At 68.9% G+C, this 14,956-nt stretch carries 11 protein-coding genes; 6 read left to right on the plus strand and 5 right to left on the minus strand.

Features of this window, described 5'->3' with window-relative positions; translation table 11 throughout:
* Positions 1–76: 76 nt before the first annotated feature.
* Positions 77–3,103 (minus strand): LamG-like jellyroll fold domain-containing protein, encoded by a 3,027-nt coding sequence (locus ACUYTF_RS02635; RefSeq protein ID WP_434140913.1) that lies wholly within the window; start codon positions 3,101–3,103, stop codon positions 77–79.
* 602 nt (positions 3,104–3,705) lie between these two features.
* On the opposite strand from ACUYTF_RS02635, the gene ACUYTF_RS02640 reads away from it, so the two are divergent.
* Genes ACUYTF_RS02640 through ACUYTF_RS02650 form a run of 3 tightly spaced genes read left to right on the plus strand, consistent with a single transcriptional unit; the run spans position 3,706 to position 7,681 of the window.
* On the plus strand, positions 3,706–5,784 hold the full coding sequence (locus ACUYTF_RS02640) for an MMPL family transporter (RefSeq protein ID WP_434140912.1): 2,079 nt from the start codon (positions 3,706–3,708) through the stop codon (positions 5,782–5,784).
* Entirely contained in the window at positions 5,781–7,067 is a 1,287-nt protein-coding gene (locus tag ACUYTF_RS02645; RefSeq protein WP_434140911.1) for a histidine kinase, read from the plus strand. Before ACUYTF_RS02640 ends, ACUYTF_RS02645 begins: the two co-directional genes overlap by 4 nt.
* Positions 7,064–7,681 (plus strand): response regulator, encoded by a 618-nt coding sequence (locus tag ACUYTF_RS02650; protein ID WP_434140910.1) that lies wholly within the window; start codon positions 7,064–7,066, stop codon positions 7,679–7,681. Before ACUYTF_RS02645 ends, ACUYTF_RS02650 begins: the two co-directional genes overlap by 4 nt.
* Positions 7,682–8,139: 458 nt before the next feature.
* Here ACUYTF_RS02650 and galE read toward each other — a convergent pair whose 3' ends face one another.
* Positions 8,140–9,156 (minus strand): UDP-glucose 4-epimerase GalE, encoded by a 1,017-nt coding sequence (galE, locus tag ACUYTF_RS02655; protein ID WP_449279306.1) that lies wholly within the window; start codon positions 9,154–9,156, stop codon positions 8,140–8,142.
* 81 nt (positions 9,157–9,237) lie between these two features.
* On the opposite strand from galE, the gene ACUYTF_RS02660 reads away from it, so the two are divergent.
* Positions 9,238–9,771 (plus strand): chlorite dismutase family protein, encoded by a 534-nt coding sequence (locus ACUYTF_RS02660; RefSeq protein ID WP_434140907.1) that lies wholly within the window; start codon positions 9,238–9,240, stop codon positions 9,769–9,771.
* Positions 9,772–9,927: 156 nt separating this feature from the next.
* Entirely contained in the window at positions 9,928–10,317 is a 390-nt protein-coding gene (locus ACUYTF_RS02665) for a response regulator (RefSeq protein ID WP_449279307.1), read from the plus strand.
* Here the strand turns inward: ACUYTF_RS02665 and ACUYTF_RS02670 are convergent.
* Together ACUYTF_RS02670 and ccsB are read right to left on the minus strand one after the other, a co-directional pair.
* Positions 10,304–10,858, minus strand: coding sequence for a DUF308 domain-containing protein (locus ACUYTF_RS02670; protein WP_434140904.1), 555 nt, complete (start codon positions 10,856–10,858; stop codon positions 10,304–10,306). The two genes, ACUYTF_RS02665 and ACUYTF_RS02670, sit on opposite strands and share 14 nt — an antisense overlap.
* Before the next feature lie 23 nt (positions 10,859–10,881).
* The gene (gene ccsB, locus ACUYTF_RS02675) at positions 10,882–11,802 is read right to left on the minus strand and encodes a c-type cytochrome biogenesis protein CcsB (protein WP_434141665.1); all 921 of its coding nucleotides are present in this window, start codon (positions 11,800–11,802) and stop codon (positions 10,882–10,884) included.
* Positions 11,803–12,030: 228 nt separating this feature from the next.
* Between ccsB and ACUYTF_RS02680 the strand changes: the two genes are divergently transcribed.
* Complete coding sequence (locus ACUYTF_RS02680; protein WP_434140903.1) at positions 12,031–13,938, plus strand: glycerophosphodiester phosphodiesterase family protein; 1,908 nt, start codon at positions 12,031–12,033, stop codon at positions 13,936–13,938.
* 22 nt (positions 13,939–13,960) lie between these two features.
* On the opposite strand, the gene ACUYTF_RS02685 is transcribed toward ACUYTF_RS02680, so the two are convergent.
* The gene (locus ACUYTF_RS02685; protein WP_434140902.1) at positions 13,961–14,953 is read right to left on the minus strand and encodes an SRPBCC domain-containing protein; all 993 of its coding nucleotides are present in this window, start codon (positions 14,951–14,953) and stop codon (positions 13,961–13,963) included.
* Positions 14,954–14,956 lie beyond the last annotated feature (3 nt).

A 14,956-nucleotide genomic window follows, 5' to 3' on the forward strand; every position in this document is an offset into this window, starting at 1 on the left:
TCGTGATTACGATTTCGGCCCCCGTCCTGCTGCGAGCCTGCGGGGCTGCGCAGCAGGACGGGGTGACCGGCGGCTGCTACTCCGCCGTGTCGACCGAGGGGGTCTGGCCGTCACGCTGCGCGGCGGCGCGCCGGCGGGCGACGAGCAGCAGCGCGAAGGCGACGAGCACGACGAGCGCCGCGCCGCCGGCGAGCGGCCAGAGGCTCGAGCCGCCGGTCGACGCGAGGTGATGCGCATCGCCCGAGGCGGTCGCCTGCGCGCCGTCGGCTGCGGCCTCACCGCCGCGGGTATCGGCGGTGCTGCCACTCCCATCGGCAGCACCGGCATGGGCGGATCCGCCGCTGGTGTCGGCGGCCCCGCCGTCGGCACCGGCGGTGCCGCCCTCGGCATCCGCGTCCTCGCCCGCGGCATCGGCCTCGCCGGAGGCCTCCGCATCGGATTCGTTCGACGCGTCGCCGACGGTGACGGTCGCGGTGACGGGGTGGCGCGAGTCGTCTTGCGCGACGCCCGAGACGGTGAAGACTCCGGCGGCCGCATAGGCGTCTGCCGGCACCTCGTCCCAGACCACAGCGGCGTCGACGGTCTCGTCGGTGCCGGTGGTGAGGGCGACGGTTTCGGGCAGCACCGGGGCGACGCCGATCGCGGTCGAGACTTCGACGGGGGCCGCCGAGACGATCGCGACGTCCGGTGCGAAGGCCGCGAGCACGCCCTCGTACTGCGCACGGGTGACGGGCACGATGGTGCCGTGGCGCGGCTTGCCGCCGTCGGAGTTGACGGGCAGCTGCGCTGCCGGCAGCTCGTCGCCGATCACCTGCCACTGCGATGCGTCGGTGATGTCGGTCGTCGCCATGGGCACGTAGTGGTTCGGGCCGCCGTGGTAGTTCGGCTGGTCGGCGAAGAGGTAGTACTCGTAGCCGTTGACGTCGCCGGGGTTCGCGGGGAAGAGCGAGGGGCCTTCGCCCGCCGAGAAGGTGCCGCCGTAGCCGTTGGGCTGGCCGTTGCCGATCTGCGTGCCGTCCTCGACCCACTCGTCGTCGGCGCCGGTGGTGGCCGGGTAGCTGCCCGCGACGGTCGCGAGCAGGTCGTTCGAGTGCTCCTGTCGCAGCGTCATCGACTTCTCGTCTTTGTAGACGCGATAGTAGGCGTCGCCGTGCTTCGCGACGGTCACGTCGATCGAACCGGCGCCGGCCTGGCCTCGGCGGTCGACATCGATCCACACCTCGGGCTCCGAGAACTCGACGAAGTCGGGGGTGGTGGCGACCATCATGCGGTTGTAGTTCGGCGTGGTGCCGTGCGCTGCCTGGTCGTCGGAGTCATAGAGGTTCGACGCCCAGTAGACGACGTAGAGGCCGAGCTCGTCGTCCCAGTACGCCTCGGGCGCCCAGGTGTTGCCCGCGTAACCGGTGCTGACCTCGATGTGGCGCTGGTCAGACCAGTTCACGAGGTCGGTCGACTCCCACACCTCGATCGCGAGCGAGCCGTGGGTCTGGGCTCCCGTGAAGCCGCCGGCGCGACCGTCGATCTTGAGGTCGGTGGCGATCATGTAGAAGGTGTCGCCGTCGGGCGAACGCAGAATGAACGGGTCGCGCAGGCCCTGTTCGCCGAGGGTGGAGGTGAAGAGCGGTTCGCCGCCGTTCAGCGTGTTCCAGTCGAGCGCGTCGTTGCCCTTGGAGGCGGCGAGGCTGATCTTCTCGCCGCCGACGCCTTCGCCGGTGAAGAAGGCCCAGACATAGGCCTCGTCGTCGCCGGCCTCGGCGGGCAACGGCTGCACGAGGGTGTCGAACTCGCGGGTGACTCTCGCGTCGCCGTTCGCGACGGTCGCTCGCAGGAGCAGCTCGGTCGCGGCATCGCCTGCGGCGGGCCGGTCGACCTGCACGGTGAACGATTCGGCACTCACGCCGTCGGCGATGACCGCCTGTTCGGCGCCGGCGAGCAGCTCCCAGGTCACGGTCGATCCCTGGGCGCCGGCGCGCTGCAGCGAGAAGTCGCCGCGCACTTCGGCGGGCACGCTGAGCGCCTGCGCGTCGCGTTCGGCCGAGCTCTCGGGAGTGACGGCGGCGACGGTCACGTCGACCGACGCCTGCACGGCGGCGTCTCCGGCGGCCGACGCGGTGATGGTCGCGGTGCCCGGGGCGACGGCGAGCAGCGCCCCGGTGTCGCTGACTTCTGCGACGGCGGCATCCGTCGATTCCCAGACGACGTCGCTCTCGGCGCCGGCGGGGGTGACGGTGGCGGTGAGCCGAGTGGTCTCGCCTTCCCAGGCCGCGAGCGTCGCGCCGCTCTCGCCCTGCTCGATACCGGTGCCGGTGATGGCCACCGCTTCGGGCGAGGGGGCGCCGAGCTGCGCCGCGGTGAGCGCGGCCGGTGTGATGGTCACGTTGTCGATGAGGCCCGAGAAGTATTCGCCGCCGCCCCAATTGGCCTTGCCGAGCTGCAGCACTCCCCCGGTGTCGCCGAGAATCTCGGAGAGGGCCGGGCCCTGCTCCTTCTTGTCGACGAGCTGCGCGTCGACGTAGAGACGGGCGGTGCTGCCGTCGAGCACGATGTCGACGTGCTGCCAGGCGCCAGCGGTGCGGGTGGCGCTGAGATTGCCGGTCGCGTCGCGCGACCCGGTGTTGGCGTAGCGCTCGACCGAGAGCTTCGCGGCGGTGTCGAGGGTGCCGAGGTAGGTCTCCTTGCCGAAGACCGGGGCCGCCGCGGTGCGGGCGGCGTAGACCGCCCAACCGGTGTTGCCCGACGTGTCGGGCAGGCTGTCGTACGAGATGGTGGCAGCGTCGAGCCCCGCGAGCGGCGAGGCGCCGGAACCGTTGGTGACATCGAGCCAGAAGTTCTTGCCCAGGCGGGCGGCGGTGCCTTGGCCGTCGGCGCCCGGCTCGAGCACCTCGGTGCCGTTGACGGTCGCGATGGCGCCGGCTCCCGCGTAGGCCCCGTCGACTGCCGGGGCGTCGAAATCGAATGAGGCGACCGGTTCGGGCGCCTCGGGTGCGGCCTGCGCCGCGTCGGGCGCGAAGCCCAGCGGTGCCCCGATCAGCAGGCAGGCGGCCGCGGTGGCCCCGGCGCAGCTCCTCGACCAGAATCGGGCTCTCGAATTGCGTTGTTTCACTCCGTGTCCCCTTCGACAGTGTTTCCCACAAGTGCGTGCGGCAGCGATTTCGACAGTGCGTTGCGGCGATGCCGTCGTGGGCCGGTTCGTGCCCCGATGGTGCCGCGGGTGGCGCAGCCCACTCACATGATTGTGAGCGATAACAGGACGACGCCTCTCCCATGTTAGCGAGAACAGCCCGCGTGCGCCAGGGTCACTTCCACCTGACCGAGCACTGCATGGCAATTGCAGCCCAACCCGCCGCCCCTCGAAACAGAAGAGGACGCCATCCAAATGCGCGTCCCAATAATGGACGCTCGGGAGCACTAGGTGCATCCGGCAATGTCTCATTTTTCGAACATCATCACGATGTTTCAATTTCTTAACATCGAGCGCGCTTCGGATGCCCCGACGGACCACTCGCTGTGCCGTTTGCCGCATGGATCTGGCTGCCCATTCTTGGCACGAGTGTCCATACGCGACCCCGACGGGTTGCGCTTTGACACTCGAATGACGACCAGCGCCGCCAAAGGCAAGGCGACCCGGCATCATCCAAAAGGTGTAGGTGCAGTTCACCCCTGCTCGCGATGCCGAGAAAGGCGTTGCTTGGTGAAGTTGATGTCATGGCAGTTTCTCGCTCACGCAGCCCCCTTTCCGACCGTTTGACCTCGCGCGGTGGCGCATGGATATCGCTCGGCCTCGTGCTCCTCGTCATGGTGGCACTCTTCGGCGCATTCGGGTCTGCCGAGGCTCCGGCGCGCAACGATCAGGCGCCGGCTGATTCGGAATCGGCGCGCACGAGCGAGCTGCTGCAGCAGTTTCCGAACGCCGACCGCCAATCCGTGATGGTCGTGGCGGCCCGGGGCGACGGCGCGAAGCTCACGCACGCCGACGTGGCCGAGCTCGAGGGGCTGCTCCCGGTGCTCGACGAGCACGCCGACGCCGACGCAACCGGCCCGATCATGAGCGATGACGGCGAGGCGGCGGTGCTCATCACCCCGATGCGCGTGGGCGAGACGAACTCCGACACGGCGGCGCTCATCACTGAGCTGCGTGCCGACATCGTCGACCACGCGCCGGTGGGCCTCACTTTGCAGGTGACGGGCGGCCCCGCGTTCGGCGCCGATGTGGCAGGCGCGTTCGCGGGCGCCGACTTCACGCTGCTGCTCGTCACGATTCTGATCGTCGCAGTGCTGCTCATCGTCACCTACCGCTCCCCCGTGCTGTGGCTGCTGCCGCTCGCCGCGGTCGGGCTCGCCGACGGCCTCGCGGGCCGCATGACCGCGGCGGCGGGCGCGGCGTGGAACCTGCAGTTCGATGCGGGCATCATCAGCGTGCTCGTATTCGGAGCGGGCACCAACTACGCCCTGCTGCTCATCTCGCGGTACCGGGAGGAGCTGCACCTGACCGACGACCACCGCCGGGCGCTCAGCACGGCCTGGCGCAAGACCGCGCCCGCGATTCTCGCCTCGAACGTCACGGTCGTGCTCGCGCTGCTCACCCTCGTGCTCGCGGTCATCCCCGGTACGCACGGCCTCGGCATCGCCTCGGCGATCGGGCTCGTCATCGCTCTCGCCGCCGTGCTCCTCCTGCTGCCGCCGCTCCTCGCGGTGTGCGGGCGCCGGGTGTTCTGGCCGTTCGTGCCGCGCCCTGACACCGACACGAAGCGCAACGCGAAGCGGCACGGCGGCGTCTGGCGCGCGATCGCCTCCCGCGTGACTCGGCGCCCGGCACTGAGCCTCGCCGCGGGCCTCGCCCTGCTCGCTGTGATGGCGACGGGACTCTTCGGCACCTCGGTCGGGCTCGATCAGCTCGAGAAGTTTCGGGTGCAGTCCGAGTCGGCAGCAGGGCTCGAGGTGCTCTCGGATCACTTCCCGCCCGGCGAGGCACAGCCGATCTTCGTCGTCGCGAACAGCGCCGAAGCCGACCCCGTGATCGAGGCTGCGGCGAGCGTCAAGGGCGTCGTGCGCGCGCACCCGGTCGGTGCCACCGACGACGGTGCGCTCACGAAGATCATGGTGACGAGCGACTACGCGCCGAGCACCGCCGAGAGCCTCGACCAGATCACCGAGCTGCGGGGCGCCGTGCACGAAGTGACGGGCGCCGACGCGGTCGTGGGCGGCGCGGTCGCCACCGACCTCGACGCCCGAGCGGGCAATCAGCACGACCTCTGGCTCATCGCACCGCTGGTGCTCGCGGTCAGCTTCCTCGTGCTGCTGGTGCTGCTGCGGTCGGTCGTCGCGCCGGTGCTGCTGCTCGCGGTGAACCTCGCGAGCGCGGTCGCCGCGATCGGGGCGGGCGCCTGGCTGAGCCGGGTGCTGTTCGGGCAGCACGCGCTCGATCTGCAGGTGCCGTTGCTCGCCTTCCTCTTCCTCGTCGCGCTCGGCATCGACTATACGATCTTCCTGGTGCACCGCGCCCGCAGCGAGGCAGCCCGGCACGGCACCCGATATGGCATCGTCGAGGCGGTCGCGCACACCGGCGGCGTGATCACGAGCGCGGGCATCGTGCTCGCGGGGGTGTTCGCCGCGCTCGGCGTGCTGCCGCTCGTAACGCTCGGGCAGCTCGGCCTGATCGTCGGGGTCGGAGTGATCGTCGACACGCTCGTGGTGCGCACGGTGATCGTGCCCGCGATCTTCGCGCTCGTCGGTGACCGCATCTGGTGGCCAGGGCGGCCGCGTTCCGAGAGACTTGACGCATGAATCTCGTGAACGCACCTCTGGCGCGCACCGGCTCGGCGGCCCCGGCGAGCGCCACGGTGCGGGCGATGGAGGTCGGCCGGCACCTCATCGCGGTCGTGCTCACACTGATCGGCGTCATCCGCGCGATCGGCGACGGCACCTCGGCAGTGGCTGCGGTTATCGCAGGCGTCGCGATCCTCGCCTGGCACACCGCCGGCACCGTTCTTCCGGTGCGCACGAGTTCGCGGCAGCCGGCCGTGTGGTGGCTCGTCGGGTTCGCACTCGTGTGGGTCGCTGCGACCGCCGTATCGGCCGAGTTCGTGTGGGTCGCGTTTCTGCTGTGGCTGCTCGCAGGCCACCTGCTGCCTGTACCGTGGGGGCTGCTGTACTCGGCTCTGGTGCTCGTGGTGGTAGTGGTCGCCCCGATTCTGCATCACGGTGCGACGAGCTACGCGAACGTATTCGGGCCGCTCATCGGCGGAGTCTTCGCGTTCGGCATCTCGCGCGGCTACCTGCAGCTGCTGCGCGATGCGGCGGAGCGCGAGCGCCTCGTGACCTCGCTCACGCGGGCGCAGGCCGAGATGGCGGGGCTGCAAGACGAGCTCGCGCTCGTACAACGCGAGTCGGGCGCGGTCGCCGAGCGCACCCGCATCTCGCGCGACATCCACGACACGGTCGCGCAGGCGCTCTCCTCGATCCGTCTGCTCGCGCACGCTGGCGCGGCGCGCACCGGTGATGCCGATGCGGCGCGCACGCTCGGACAGGTCGAGGCGCTCGCGGGCGACAGCCTCGCAGATGTGCGCCGCATCGTCGCCGCTCTCGTACCCGCCGAGCTCGAAGACAATGCCCTCGCAGCGGCACTGGGGCGTATGCTCGACCGCGCGCACGACGAGGCGGGTCTGCGCACCGAGCTGCACGTCGACGCGGGCCTGCCGATCCTGCCCAGCGATATCGAAGTCGCCCTCTTGCGCACCGCCCAATCGGCCCTCGCGAATGCGCGCCTGCACGCGGGGGCGAACCGGGTGGTGATGAGCCTCATCGACTCCGGCAGCACGGTGCGCCTCGACGTCTTCGACGACGGTGTCGGCTTCGACGCGGCGGCCTGGGAGCGGGCGGCGGAGCCCGGTTCGGGGTCGTCGAGCTACGGTCTGCGGTTCATGCGTGCACGGCTCAGGGAGCTCGGCGGCGGCCTCGATATCGAGAGCGCCCCGGGCGAGGGCACCGCGATCTCGGTGCACCTGCCGATCCATCGGGAGCCGGGGCGCACCGCCGGTTCCGAGACCGTTCCGGAGGAGACGCCGTGACCACGACCGTGCTGCTCGTCGATGACCATCCTGTCGTGCGCAGCGGGCTGCGTGCCGTGCTCGACGGCGGCACCGTGCGGATCGTGGGCGAGGCCGCGACGGGCGAGGAGGCTATCGCCCTCGCAGAACACGTGCATCCCGATGTCGTGCTCTGCGATCTGCGTCTCGGGGCAGGGATCGACGGCATCCAGACCACGGCCGCGCTGCGGCGCATCGACCCCGCGCCCGCCGTGCTGATGCTCACCACCTACGACCGCGACGCCGAGATTCTCGGCGCGCTCGAGGCGGGTGCCGCGGGCTACCTGCTCAAGGATGTCGCGCCCGAGACGATCATCGACGGCATTCTTCGTGCGGCCCGCGGCGACATGGTGCTTGCCCCTGAGCTCGCGAATCGCGTGCTCAAGGGCATGCGCAACCCGCTGCCCCGCCTCACCGACCGGGAGCTCGAGGTATTGCGACTCATGGCGACGGGCGCGGCGAACAGGGATATCGCCCGCGCCCTGTTCGTCACGGAGGCGACGGTGAAGAGTCACATCGCCCATATCTTCACGAAGCTCGATGTCGACAGCCGATCGCGCGCGACGCACCTCGCACGCGAGACCGGTCTCATTTAGAACGAACGGGCGGCGTACATGATGCCGCCGATTCTGCCGACGGTGAACACGACGGTCCGCGGCACGCACCGGGCGCCCGCGCACGGAGTGTGCGGCCCCGCGATCTCGGGGGCTCGCCTGCGGGCGGCGCGCTGACGCAGTGGGCGTCGTCGCACTGGATCTTCCTGGTGAACGTGCCGCTCGGGGCGCTCAAGACACGCGGCGATTTCAGCGGAGCCTATACCTATCGGCGGTCGCGACGATCTCACTCGGCCAGTTCGTAATCCAAGAGCGGCACCGGGAGAAAGTACGCCGCGCGGCTTTGATCGTTCTCGGGCTATTCTCGTTCTCGACGTTCTCGTGAGGCAATATCACGGCCACGATGGTCGCCATCGGAGAGTTCACAATCATCTTCGTGCTGCCGCCATACCTCATCAACGCGCTCGGCGTCGACGTGAGGCCCGCACTTCGACGAGCATTCACGCGTTCGCGTACCCCTGCGGGTTGCTCTGCTGCCAGGCCCAGGCATCGCGGCAGGCGTCGTCGAGCGAGCGCGTCGTGCGCCAGCCCCACTCGCTGAGCGCCAGCGACGGGTCGGCGATGACGCTCGCCACGTCGCCCGCACGGCGCGGCTCGATCGAGAACGGCACTTCGCGACCCGAGGCGCGCTCGAACGCGCGCACCACCTCGAGCACGCTCGACCCCTCGCCCGAACCGAGATTCACCGACCGCACTCCCGGCTTCGCGTGCTCGAGTGCGACGACGTGGCCCTCCGCGAGATCCATGACGTGAATGTAGTCGCGCACGCCCGTGCCGTCGGGGGTCGGGTAGTCGTCACCGAAGACGCTGAGCCGCTCGCGCCGACCGACCGCGACCTGCGCCACGAACGGCATCAGGTTGTTCGGAATACCGTCGGGGTCTTCACCGATGCGGCCCGACGGGTGCGCCCCGACCGGGTTGAAGTAGCGCAGATTCACCGCGGCCAGCTCGGGCCAGGCGTGCGCGGCATCGGCGATGATCTGCTCGATCATCGCCTTCGACCAGCCGTACGGGTTCGTGAGCCCGACGCCCACCTGGTGCGTCTCAGCGATGCGGTCGGTCAGCGGGTCGCCGTACACGGTGGCGGAGGAGCTGAATACGAGACGGGTCACGCCGCGCTCGCGCATGAGGTCGAGCAGCGTGAGCGTCGAGTCGATATTGGTGCGGTAGTACCGGGTCGGCTGGGCGACCGATTCCCCCACCGCTTTGAGCCCGGCGAAGTGGATGACCGCGTCGAACTCGACGCCTTCAAGGCTCTGGCGGGTCGCCACGGCGTCGGTGAGATCGGCCTCCACGAAATCGACCGTCTTGCCCGTCAGCTCTTCGACGCGGTGCAGCGACTCTCGACTCGAGTTCGAGAGGTCATCGAGCGCGACGACCTCGTTGCCCGACTCGAGCAGAGCCAGAGCCGTGTGGCTCCCGATGTATCCGGCTCCCCCGGTCAGCAATACTCGCATGCAGTTCATCGTAGTTGAGCCCGCCTGACCAGCATGTGCGAACCTCTTGCGGCTTCACCCGTAGCGCGGGACCATGAGGGTATGAGCGAGAACACCTACACCCTGTTCGCCACCTTCCGCGTGAGCTCGTCGCACCCGGTCGTCTTCGACGGCCACGATGTGCCCGAGACGGTGCAAGAGCTCGAAGACGTCGTCGGCCTCATCGGCGACGAAGACGTCACCGTGCGCGGCTGGTACGACGTCAGCGGGATGCGCGCCGACGCCGACATCATGGTCTGCCTGCAGGGATCGGCCGCCGAGGATGTGCAGTGGTCGCTGCGCGAACTGCGACGCACGACGCTGCTGCGCTCGCTCATTCGCACCTGGGGCACCATCTACCTCGAAGACGACGAGCAAGCGCCGCCGCTCGGCGACGAGGCGCAGTCGTGGGTCGCGCTGCGGCCATCGGGGCCGCTGGAGTACCCGGACGTGCGCGAGGCCGATTCGATCACCGAACTCATCGGTGCACTCAATGATGACGAAACGACAGGCGGCCGCCATGCGGGCAAGCGCCGCGCTGCGGCGTACGTGGGGCGCCTCATCGAAGCGTTCGAGCTCGTCGAGGTGCTGCAGTAGTCGCCGAGTGCTCCCGTACCTTCATCCACAGGCCTAGTACTGCCCGGTTCACGAGCGAGTTATCCACAATGAGGCGTCCGCCGAGGCTGAATGTGCCCGGTATCGCTAGCGTCGCTTGTAGTTCCGTCACACGACGCCGAGAATGGAGGCATGTACGTGAGCCCGGAGATGATCAGCACTCTCGCTGGCCTTGTCGCAATAGGCGCGGCAATACTCGGCGGTGTTTTCGGCATGCTCCACTACTTGGAGAAGCGTCTCAATCAGCACTTCGCAGGCATCGATCGACGCTTCGAGGAAGTAGATCGACGCTTCGACGACGTAGATCGCCGCTTCGAAGAAGTAGATCGACGCTTCGAAGAAGTAGATCGGCGATTCGACGTCGTTGACCGACGTTTCGACGAAGTCGACCGGCGTTTCGACGAAGTCGACCGTCGTATCGGCCTACTCGAGGATGGGTCCAGCACCATGGCCGGTGAACTCACCGAGGTCAAGATCGCGATCGCCCGATTCGAAGGCCCGGCGCCGCGCCTGATCAGCGCACGCTGACGCGCGAGTTCTGCAGCGCGCGTCGCAGTGCGAGGGCGGTCCACACCATTGTGGCGCCGAGCAGCACCATGATGAGCCCGCCGATGACGGCGACGAACGCGAGTGCGACGTCGGGCCAGATGAGGGCGACGACGCCCGCCAGCATGATGACGATCGCGGGGCCGAGCGCTGCGGCGCCTCCGCCGGCGCGTATGCCCAGCGTCAGCCAGAGCGCGCCGATCAGAATCACCGAGACGCCGACGAAGGTGACGAGCACGTTCACGGTGAACTGCGAGAACAGCATCGCGAGCACACCGACAACGATCAGCACGATGCCGGCACCGATCGTCGCGCCCGACGAACGCCGCCGCACGAGCAGCGCGAGCCCGTTCGCGACCATCGCCGAACCGAACAGCACGACGAGCACCCACGACGCAGCGATGAACGGCCACAGCAGCAGGCCGAGCGCGGCCGCCAGCACGACGATGCCGACGACGAGCGGGATCCACCACGGAAACTTGCGCGCCGGCCCCGATGTTTCAGGAACGATCTCCCAGGTCATGATGCTCCCGTCGAAGGCTCGGCCTAGAGGCCCGAGTAGGCGTGCAGGCCCTTGAAGAAGACATTGACGATCGTGTAGTTGAACAGGATCGCGCCGTACGCGATGAGGTTCAGCCACGCCGACCGGGTGCCGCGCCAGCCGCGCGTCGCACGCGCGTGGATGTAGCCGGCGTAGAGCACCCAGATCACGAAGGTCCAGACCTCCTTGACGTCCCAGCCCCAGTAGCGGCTCCATGCGGCCTCGGCCCAGATCGAACCGGCGATGAGCGTGAACGTCCAGAACACGAAGCCGATGATCGCAAGACGGTAGGCGAGGTCTTCGAGCCGCACCGCGGTCGGCAGCGTCGAGATGAAGCGCAGCGAGCTCTCGCCGCTCTTCGCCGCATCCCACTTCGCGCGCACCAGCTGCAGAATCGACAGACCGAACGAGAGCGTCAGGAAGCCGACCGCGAGCACCGCGACGAGAATGTGGATGACGAGCCAGTACGAGTCGAGAGCCGGCGGCAGCGGCACGATCGCGACGTAGAAGTTGAGCTTCGTGATGCCGAGGAACAGCACCGTCAGGCCGGTGACGAGGGCGCCGAGGAAGCGGACGTCGACGATGAACTGGGTCACGATGAAGATGAGCATGATCGCGCAGGTCGCGGTGAGCGCGAACTCGTACATGTTCGCCCACGGCACGCGCTCGGCGCCGATGCCGCGCATTGCGGTCGCGGCGAGGTGCAGCACGAAGCCGAGCACTGTGAGCGAGAAGCCGATCTTCAGCGAGCGCGAACGCTTCGCCGGGGCCTCGGTCGCCGTGCGGGTGAGGGTGGCGACACCGCCGCTGCCGGCGGCCTCGGCGCGCTCTTGCGAGGCGGCCGATGCTTGGCGCAGAGCGACATCGCCGCTGCGGTTCGCCAGGTCGACGACGTAGAAGACGAACGCGATCGCGTACACGATCATCGCCGAATAGAGCGCGATCGTCGAATAGGTTTCCAGCTCACTCACCACAATCGTTCAGAGTATCCGGTCACTCCGTGAATTCGCTTGAGAACTGCGGCGCCCGTGCCCCGTATGCGGTGCGGGTTCGCCGGCCGATCGCGGTGAACTCACAGCCATGCCATATGATCGGCACAATAACGTTGGATGCAGTACACCCTTCGTCGTCGGTGACCGGGTGCAGGGGGAAACATGACCAGCGAGCGCCGCACTTCGAGCTCTGCCGTACCGCGCACCGGCATCTGGCACGAGACCGGGGCGCTGCTCGCCGGCTCGATGCGACTCGTGCGCGCCGGCGGCGCGAAACTGCTCGCCCTGCTGCTCGCGAGCCAGCTCATCATCGTCGCCGTCGCGCTGCCCGTCATCGGCTGGCTCTTCCGCGAAGCGCTGCGCGCCGTCGGCATGCACGGCCTCGACATGGGGCAGCTGCAGCTCGGCCGCGGCTTCCCTCTCACCGTCGCCCTCATCATCGCGATCATCACGATCGCGTTCTGGCTGATCGCCCTGCAGTTCACCGCGCTCGTCGTGCTGCTGCGCTGGCCGAAACTCGGCGGCCGCGCATACCTGCGCGAGCTCGGCCGGGTCGCGCGCAAGCTCGTGCACCCCGGGGCGGCACCGCTCGTCTTCTACCTCTTCCTGCTCGTACCGCTCACCGGATTCGGGTTCACCTCGGTGTTCACCCGCGGCATCGCCATCCCCTCGTTCGTGTCGGGCGAGCTCGAGAAGAGCACCGTCACCGCGATCGTCTACTCGGGGGTTCTGCTGCTGCTCGCGCTGCTGAACATTCGCCTGGCGCCCACCGTCCCCGTGTTCGTGCTCACGACGGGCGGCAAGCTCGCGCGCAGCTCGTGGCGCCTCACGCGCGGCCTGCGCTCGAGTATGCCGATGGTGCTGGCCGTCGTCGCCGTGGTCGCGACCGGCGGGTTCGCGGGCGGCCTCCTCACCGTTGCCGCGGTCGTGCCGACCGCGATCTCGGATGCCGTCGCGCCCGACGCCTCGTACGTCGTGGCCGCCTACTCGCTCGGCATCGCCCAGGCCGTAGGCTTCATGCTCAGCGGCATCGTCACGGCGCTCGTCGCCGGAGTGCTCATCACCCTCGCGCTGCGGGGCGCCGAGCGACTGCCCGCGGGCGTCGCCCTCGTCTCCTCGTCCGCCGGTTCCACGGCCGGATCACCCGACGGTGCGCTTCCTGCCGCATCGCCCCCGTTGCAACCTCGCTACGGTGCGCTGCGCTCCCGCTCGGGAGCCTTCACCGCGATCGGGCTCGTCGCCGTCGCAGCGGTGACCGGCACGCTCGGCATCGGCACGATGCAGCAGCTCTCGAACAGCCCCGAGACTCTCGTGCTCGCGCACCGCGGCTTCACCGACGGCGGGGTCGAGAACACCATCAGCGGGCTCGAGGCCGCCCATGCCGCCGGCGCCGACCTCGTCGAGATGGACGTCATGCAGACCCAAGACGGCGAGTTCGTCGCGATGCACGATGCGAGCCTGTCGCGCCTCGCCGGGAAGGACGTGGCCGTCAAGGATCTGACCCTCGACGAGCTCACCGCCATCACGGTGCACGACCGCTTCGGCCACGAAGACCGCATCCCGTCGTTCGCCGAGTACGTCGAGCGGGCCGCCGCCCTCGAGATGCCGCTGCTCGTCGAGATCAAGCTGAGCGGCGCCGAGACACCCGACCACGTCGACCGGCTCGTCGCAGAACTCGAGACGCTGGGGGCGCTCGACCAGAACATCTACCACTCGCTCGACGCCCCGAGCGTCGAGCGACTGAAGCACCTGCGCCCCGACACGACCGTCGGCTACACCATGGCGTTCGCCGCCGTCGACGTGCCCGACACCCCCGCCGACTTCATCGTCGTCGAGGAGTGGACCGCGACCGAGAAGATGCAGCGGGCAGCGATCGCATCGGGCTACGGGTTCATGGCCTGGACCGTGAACGACGAGAACGGCATGCGCGAGCACCTGCGCCGGGGCACCGACGGCATCATCAGCGACCACCCCGACGAGGTGCTCGCACTGCGCGACGAGATGCAGCAGCAGACCGGTCTCATGCCGGTGCTCGCAGACGCGCTCAGCCGATTCGTGACGATCATCTGAGCGCGCCCGCGGGCCTCCGCGGTCAATGCACGAGCACCTCAGCCTCGAGGCGGGCGTACCCGACCTCCATGCCGTCGAGCATGCCGGTCGAGAGGATCATCTCGCGGGTCTCGGCATCCGGGTACGTGATCAGGAGCGTGATGAGTGTGCCGCCTTCGACGGCGGTCAGCGTGAGCTCGTTGCGGGTCACCGCGCTGTTCGCGCCTTCGGGGTCGACGGGCGAGACCATCGTCTCGGTCGTGACGGCGCGCACCGGCCGCTGCCCCTCGAGGAACTCGCCGATGAAGCCGAAGCGCTCGCCGCTCTCGACGTTCTGCCACTCGTAGCGGAAGCGCTGGCCGGGTTCGGTCGCGACTTCGCACACCGGCATCTCCCACCCGTCGGGGCCGAGCATCCAGCGACGCAGCAGGTCGGCGTCATGGTGGGCACGCCACACCTGCTCGACGTCGCCGCGCACGACGCGGCTCGTGCGCGCCTGCGTCTCGCCGATGCGCTGCAGTTTCGTCGGCAGGTCGGCGGCGAACGATGCGAGATCTGCGAGCACATCGTCGATCTGCCCCATGGCCTGACGGGTGCCCTCTTCCATGCCCATCTCGCGCAGCTGCTCCAGTTCGTCGAGCGAACCGTAGTAGGTCTTCGTCGTCACCCGTGAACCCAGCGCCGTCTGCTGAAATTCGAACACCATGCGCAGGCTCGGCAGGTCTTCGTTGGGCGAACCATCATCGAGGGCGAATCCGTCGCGCACTTCGAACGAGCGGCCGGCGTCGACGGCCACCCACTTCCAGTAGCCGCCGAAGCGGTCGCCCTCGGGCCCGGTCATGTAGTAGTTGCTCAGGCCTCCGACGGCAGCGTCGTGACGCGCGAAGGTCGCCGGGTACCCGGGCGGGCCCCAGAAGCGCTCGATCTGGCGCGGGTCGACGTAGGCATCCCAGAGCCTCTCGACCGGGGCGGTGAAGTCGGCGACGATGGTGGTCGTCAGCGCCTCGGGGTCGGTGGTGAATGCGGTGATCGGCATGAT

The sequence above is a fragment of the Leucobacter sp. GX0328 genome, from assembly GCF_053567315.1.